At 72.7% G+C, this 6,838-nt stretch carries 3 protein-coding genes and 2 pseudogenes; 4 read left to right on the top strand and 1 reads right to left on the bottom strand.

Features of this window, described 5'->3' with window-relative positions; genetic code table 11:
* A pseudogene (locus tag RIF68_RS22035) lies at positions 1-120 on the top strand (LacI family transcriptional regulator); the annotation flags it as partial.
* Between the two features lie 21 nt (positions 121-141).
* Here RIF68_RS22035 and RIF68_RS22030 read toward each other — a convergent pair.
* The gene (locus RIF68_RS22030; RefSeq protein ID WP_309053010.1) at positions 142-2,913 is read right to left on the bottom strand and encodes a glycosyl hydrolase; all 2,772 of its coding nucleotides are present in this window, start codon (positions 2,911-2,913) and stop codon (positions 142-144) included.
* Positions 2,914-3,222: 309 nt separating this feature from the next.
* Between RIF68_RS22030 and RIF68_RS22025 the strand changes: the two genes are divergently transcribed.
* From RIF68_RS22025 to RIF68_RS22015, 3 genes and pseudogenes are all read left to right on the top strand, one after another.
* Complete coding sequence (locus RIF68_RS22025) at positions 3,223-4,527, top strand: extracellular solute-binding protein (RefSeq protein WP_309053009.1); 1,305 nt, start codon at positions 3,223-3,225, stop codon at positions 4,525-4,527.
* A gap of 162 nt (positions 4,528-4,689) precedes the next feature.
* Positions 4,690-5,649, top strand: a pseudogene (locus RIF68_RS22020) (carbohydrate ABC transporter permease); the annotation flags it as partial.
* Positions 5,650-5,789: 140 nt separating this feature from the next.
* On the top strand, positions 5,790-6,722 hold the full coding sequence (locus RIF68_RS22015) for a carbohydrate ABC transporter permease (RefSeq protein ID WP_309053008.1): 933 nt from the start codon (positions 5,790-5,792) through the stop codon (positions 6,720-6,722).
* The last annotated feature ends 116 nt before the right edge of the window (positions 6,723-6,838 follow it).

Below are 6,838 nucleotides of genomic sequence, written 5' to 3'. Positions count from 1 at the left end.
ATCGAGGGCATGGGCCGGCTGATGGTCCGGCTGCTGATGCGCCTCCTGGACGGGACGGGCGCCGGGGTCCCGGAGTCCGTCATCACCCCCACCTCGCTGGTGCTGCGCGGCTCCGCCTGAGCGCCGTACGGCAGGGCCGGGTCAGCCGTACGGGATGACCACCACGGAACGGTCCGCGCCGGTCCTCAGGCGGGAGTCCCCGTTCCCGATGGCGCTCCAGACCTCCAGCCGGACGGTGCCTCCGCGCAGGTCGCCGAGGGTGCCGGTGGCGGATTTCAGGCCCCGGGCGGCGGTGTAGTCCTCCCAGCCCGTGACGGGGTCGGTCGCGAAGTACTGGTAGGTCTCGGTGCGTTCGAAGGTGCCGTCGCCGGTGAGGTCGTAGCTGACGCGGGCCTGCTGGCCGAGGCCCACGGCCGTCCCCGCGTCGACCTGGAGGCGGAAGGCGGTGGCGGCGCCGGGCCGCAGGGCCGCGTGGACGCCCCTGGCCTCGTAGACGAGCGGACGGTACGGGGTGCCGTCGTGGTTGGCGCCCTGGGCCGAGGCGAGGACGTCGGCGGCCTCGGTGCCGCCGGTGGCCGTGGTGAGCGTGCCGCCGGAGCGCAGCTGGAAGGTGTTGCCGGCCGGCGGCTGCGGGTCCGGGTCGGTGGAGCCGGGGCCGGTGGCGGTGGCCGTGGAACGGGCCGGCACGGACAGGCTGCGGCCGTCGGAGAAGGTGACGGTACGGGTCGTGGAGCCGTGGTTGTGGGCGGCGTAGGTGCGGGTGGTGCCCTTGGTGAAGACGGCCGCGGTGGGCAGGTCGGCGGTCACGGCGGGGTCGGGGGCGCCGAGCGTGTCGAGGGTGGTGATCCAGTGGTAGGTGTGGGCCCGCGACTCCCCCGCCTCCGGGGTGTAGGAGGCGTTCCCCGCGTCCCACTGCGCCTTCGCGGCGGCCGGGTCGGCGAAGGAGCGGAACTCCCAGAGCAGGTCACGCCATTCGACGGCGGGCCCGCCGTTCTCGCGTTCCATCTCGGCGAGGTTGCGCCGGACGGCCTCCTTGTGGCCGCCGAGGTGGAGCGAACCACCGGTCACCGGCAGGACGTTGATGCCGTGGATCTCCTCGGGGTTGGCGGTCCACCAGGTGGCGTACGCGGCGCCGCTGCCCCAGACCATGCCGGCGGTGTCATGGCCGAAGGAGGCGGGGAAGACCTGCTGGTCGGCGTCGAACCAGTACTGGGCGATGGCCTCGCCCTCGGTGGTGAGCAGATACGTGCCGAGGTCGCGCAGGCCGGTGTCACCGGTGGCGGAGCCCCACAGGACGAGGGCCGCGCTCAGGTTGGTGGACTCCGAGGAGGACTCCTGGTTGTTGCCCGCGGCGAAGCCCTGGTGGCCGCTGGCCCAGCTGTGTCCGGCGTAGACGTCGAAACCGCGCAGGAACGGGTAGGCGGCGTCGGTGCGGCTGGGGTTGGCGGTGTCGCGGACGAGGGTCTTCACCATGCCGCCCCAGGCGGAGTCGGCGGCCCAGCCCGGGTCGTACTGGGCGACGATCGCGGCGGCGTACACGTAGTAGCCGTAGTGGAAGTGGTGGTCGTTGAGTTCGGTGTCGCTGCCGTAGGAGGCCGGGTACCCGGTGAGGGTCTTCCAGACGCGGTCGTACGAGAACTCGCTCGCCCCGCCCGCGGTGAACCACTCCTGGAGGCGGCCCTTGATCAGCCCGAGGAGCCGGTCGCGGACGGCGCCCTCGCCGATCTGGTCGGCGATGGGCACGAGCTGGGCGAGTTTGCCGAGCGCCTTGCCCGTCCAGTAGGTGTCGGCCGCCCCGGAGAACGGGTCGGCGGAGTTCACGACCTCGCCCAGGTGGCCGCGCAGCCGGGCCGCGTCCGTCCCGGCCGCCCTGGGCAGCGCCGGCAGGACGGGGGCGGCCTTCTGGGCGGTGGTGAAGGAGGCGGCCGCGCGCACCTTCATGGTGCCGCGCGGGGAGACGTACGTGTACGGGGTGAGGGCGTCGGTGGTGTGCAGCCACTGGTGCCGGTAGAGCGCCTGGAGGGTGCCGCGCTCGGTCCCCTCCTTCGCCTCGGTGGAGAGGGTGTAGGTGGCGCGGACGGTGCCCTGGGAGGTGCTCCAGTTGACGGTGGAGCCGGTGACGAAGCTGTACGCGTACGTGCGGAAGGTCGCGAGCGCCTCGGGGGAGGGCAGGACGGCGACGGAGAAGTAGTCCTTGCCGGCGAGGCCCGCGGTGAGGGTGGAGCCGGCGATGTTCCAGTCGGCCCCGGTGGGGGCGAAGAGGGCGTAGTGGTGGCCCGCGACCGTGATGCCGAGGACGTTGCCCTGGTCGGCGAAGACGGCCGGGGCGGTGGCGGTGGTGACGCGGGCGTCGCCGCCGGTGCCTCGGGCGTACACGAAGGGCATGCCGTGGCCGATGGTGGTGCGCAGGGTGCGGGCGCCGTCGGACCAGTAGGGGGTGACGGTCCAGTCGGACCAGCCGTCGACCTTGGTGTCGGGGGCGTTGAGGCCGGTGAGCCCGATGGTGAGGTCCCGCTTGTGGGCGTACTCGTACTGGCGGCCCTCGCCGACGACGGCGGGGCTGGTCGGGTAGCCGATGTCGAGGCCCGCGGCGGTGGCCTGGTAGGTGAGCGGGTGGCCGTACATGGGGGTGGAGTACGGGTTGTCGCCGTAGCGCTGGAAGGCGAGCGAGGACCACCAGTCGTTGGTGGGGACCGGCCGGCCCTGGGCGGCCGCGGTGACCTTGGGGGTGACGGGCGTGCCGGTGTTGGTGGTGGGTCCGGAGGTTCCCGGGGGCCGGGTGTCGGAGTGGCTTCCGGCGCCGACGGGAACGGTGGCGGCCGCCGCGGGGGTCGCGGCGGGACCGAGTCCCAGGGCGGCGAGCGCGGCGACCAGGGCCAGTGCGGCGGCCGGTCGGAGGCGGGGGGCTGGCATGTGCGGCACCTCGATGGGGGGGACGGGGGTGGGGGACGGTGTGTGGTGCGCATGCGGGGCGGGGACGGGAATTCGGGGAGTCCGGCGGGGCTCCGGAGCGGTTTCGAGAGCGCTCTCAGATGGCCGGAAACGTAAAACTCCCGAAACCGGGGTGTCAAGAGAGCGTGCATGACCGGGAGTTCGCGACCACTCCCGACCGGTAGGCCTTCAAGTCTTGACGGAACACCCTCGGCGCGGGCACGCTCCAACCGCATCGCTGAGAGCGCTCTCAAAGCGTTTCCCGCTCGACCGGAGCCAAGGAGGCTTCCCATGCCCATCGCCCGAGCCGCCAGGAGAACCGCCGTCCGTCTCGGCGCGCTGGCCCTCACCGGGGCGCTCCTCGCCGCCTGCGGAGGTTCCCCGGACTCCCCGTCCGCGGACAGCGCCGGCGGGAAGGTGACGATCACCGTCGACCTGTTCGGCTCGTTCGGGTACAAGGAGGCCGGCCTCTACGAGGAGTACGAGAAGCTGCACCCGGGTGTCACGATCAAGCAGACGGACACCGAGGACGAGGCCGACTACTGGAAGTCGCTCCAGACGCGGCTGGCGGGTGGCGGCGGGCTCGCCGACGTCCAGGGTGTCGAGGTGGGCCGGATCGCCTCCGTCACCCAGCAGCAGTCGGACCGCTTCGAAGACCTCCGCACGTACGGCGCCGACCGGCTCAAGGGCCAGTTCGCCGAGGCCAAGTGGGCGGCCGCCACCGGCCGGAACGGCGAGGTCCTCGGCCTCGGCACCGACGTGGGCCCCGAGGCGATGTGCTACCGCACGGACCTGTTCCGGCGGGCCGGCCTGCCGACCGACCGCGAGGAACTGGCCCGGCGGTGGGCCACCTGGGACGGCTACCTGGAACTGGGCCGCCAGTACAAGGCGAAGGCGCCCGGCAGGAGCGCGTGGCTCGACAGCGTCGGCAGCCTCTACTCGATCATGATCGGCCAGCAGAAGGAGCGGTACTACGACGCCTCCGGCAAGCTGATCTGGGAGAACAACCCGGCCCTCCGCGAGGCGTGGGACCACGCCGTGGAGGCGGCCGAGGACGGGCTGAGCGCCCGGCTCGACCAGTGGTCGCCCCAGTGGAACCAGGCCTTCGCCGGCGGTTCCTTCGCCACCATCCCGTGCCCCGCCTGGATGCTCGGCTACATCAAGGGCCAGGCGGGCGAGGCCGGCAAGGGCGCCTGGGACATCGCCCGGCTGCCGGGCGGCGCGGGCAACTGGGGCGGCTCGTACCTCTCCGTGCCGAAGGCGGCGAAGCACAAGAAGGAGGCGTACGAGCTGATCGCCTGGCTCACCGCGCCCGAGCAGCAGGCGAAGCTGTTCCGCAAGCAGGGCAACTTCCCCTCCGCCACCGGGGCGATCGACCAGGTCGCGGACGCGAAGGACCCGTACTTCTCCGACGCCCCGATCGGCCGGATCTTCGGCGAGGCGGCGAAGGCGGCCCCCGTGCAGGTCCTCGGTCCGCACGACCAGAACATCGCCCAGCAGATCACCAACGCGCTCAGCGAGGTCGAGCGGAAGGGCGTCTCCTCCGAGCAGGCCTGGTCGAACGCGCGCAAGGGCGTCGAGAACACCCTCGGCTGACGCCCCGCCCCGGCAGCGGGCCACGGGCCGGGGACCGCGCCGCCCTCCGTACCGGCGCCCCCGCCCCTCCCGCTCCGTCCCGTGCTCCCGTCCGTACCGGCGCTGCGGAGCCCCCTGCTCACCCCTCCCGTCCCGCCGCTCCCCCACCCGAAGGGCCGCCCCGTGACCCTCACCGCACCCGAGACCCCGGCGCCGCCGCGACGGGCCGCCACGTCCCCGCCCCCACGGCCGGGGGCCGCCCGACGGGCCTGGCGGACCCTCTCCCCGTACGCCTACATCGCCCCGTTCTTCACCCTGTTCGCCGCCTTCGGCCTCTTCCCCCTGCTCTACACGGCGTTCGTCTCGCTCTACCGCGTCGAGCTCCAGACGCCCGGCGACATGGAGTGGCGGGGACTGGGCAACTACACCGCCCTGTTCGGCGACAGCTACTTCTGGACCTCGCTGCGCAACACCTTCACCATCGGGGTGCTCTCGACGGTGCCGCAGCTGGCGATGGCCCTGGGCCTCGCGCACCTGCTGAACTACCGGATGCGCGGGCGCACGTTCCTGCGGACGGCGATCCTCCTGCCGTACGCGACCTCCGTCGCCGCCGCCACCCTCGTCTTCGCGCAGCTCTTCGGCCGGGACTTCGGGCTGATCAACTACGCGCTCGGGCTGATCGGGATCGACCCCGTCGACTGGCAGACCGGCACGCTCACCTCGCAGATCGCCGTCTCCACGATCGTCATCTGGCGCTGGACCGGCTACAACGCGCTGATCTACCTGGCCGGGATGCAGTCGATCCCCGACGAGCTGTACGAGGCGGCGGCCATGGACGGCGCCTCGCGGTGGCGCCAGTTCTTCCACGTCACCCTGCCGGGGCTGCGGCCCACCATCGTCTTCACCGTCATCGTCTCGACGATCGGCGCGACCCAGCTGTTCGGCGAGCCGCTGCTGCTCGAAGGCAGCGTCTCGGGCGGCATCTCGCACCAGTACCAGACGCTCGGCCTCTACATGTACGAGCAGGGCTGGGGCTTCTTCCACCTGGGGCGGGCCGCCGCCATCGCGTGGGTGATGTTCCTCCTCATCGTGGTCCTCGTCGGGGTCAACGCCCTGATCGCGCGCCGCCGTTCACGCGGCGAGCGCCGGGAGGGGAGCTCCGGCACCGAGCGGCGCCGGCGCACCGGGCGCGGCACGCGCACCCCGTACCTCTCGCGCGCCCGTCGCACCTCCCGTACGCACACCGACCGCACCGACCGCACCGACCGCGAGGAGGCCGGCCGATGACCGCGCTCGCCGACCCGACCGCCCCTCCCCCGGCTTCGGCGGCGGCGCCCCCGCCTCCCGCCGGAGACCGCCGGGGCCGCCCGCCGCGCCGCCGCCCGTCCGGCGCCGGCCGGACCCTGCACGCCGGCCCGCTGGCGTACGGGATCCTCGTCCTCGCCGTCCTGGTCTCCGCGTTCCCGTTCTACTGGACCCTCGTGGCCGCCAGCCGCTCCAACGCCGACCTGGCGCAGGCCCCGCCGGCGCTGGTGCCCGGCCCGCATCTGATCCGGAACTTCGAGGCGGTCCTCGAAGAGGCCGACATCGGCAAGGCGCTGCTGAACTCCCTCGTCGTGTCGGGTTCGGTCACCCTCGGCACGGTGCTGTGCTGCACACTGGCCGGCTTCGCCTTCGCCAAGCTCCGCTTCCGGGGCCGGGGGGCGCTGCTCGCGGTGACCGTGGGCACGATGATGATCCCGCCGCAGCTGGGCGTGATCCCGCTGTTCATGCTGGTCGCCGAGCTGGGGTGGGTGAACCAGCTCCAGTCCGTCATCCTGCCGGGTCTGGTGTCCGCCTTCGGGGTGTTCTTCATGCGCCAGTATCTGGTGCAGTCCCTGCCGGACGAGCTGATCGAGGCGGCCCGGGTGGACGGGGCGTCCACCGCACGCGTGTTCTGGTCGATCGTGGTGCCGATCGCGCGTCCCGGGATGGCCGTGCTCGGCCTGCTCACCTTCATGGCCTCGTGGAACGACTTCTTCTGGCCCGTCGTCGCGCTCTCCTCCTCCGAGCCGACCGTGCAGGTCGCCCTGCGCCAGCTGGGCGGCGGATACGTCCACGACCAGTCCGTGATCATGGCGGGAACGCTGCTGGGAACGCTTCCCGTGCTGCTCGTCTTCGGTCTGCTCGGCAGGCAGATCGTCGGCGGGATCATGCAAGGTGCTGTCAAGGGCTGACCTCCCTCGCCCCCTCCCCCGTCCCCCCGCCTCCCCCGTCCCTCGCCGGACCTCCTCTCCCTCAGGAGTTCTCCTCCCATGACGACGCTCGACGCACGCCCCGGCACGACCGCCCC

Origin of the sequence: Streptomyces sp. (assembly GCF_031178505.1) — a bacterium.
Lineage (GTDB): Bacteria > Actinomycetota > Actinomycetes > Streptomycetales > Streptomycetaceae > Streptomyces > Streptomyces gulbargensis.
The sequence above is the reverse complement of the archived record's forward strand: the minus strand, read 5'-3'. Positions and strand labels throughout refer to the sequence as shown.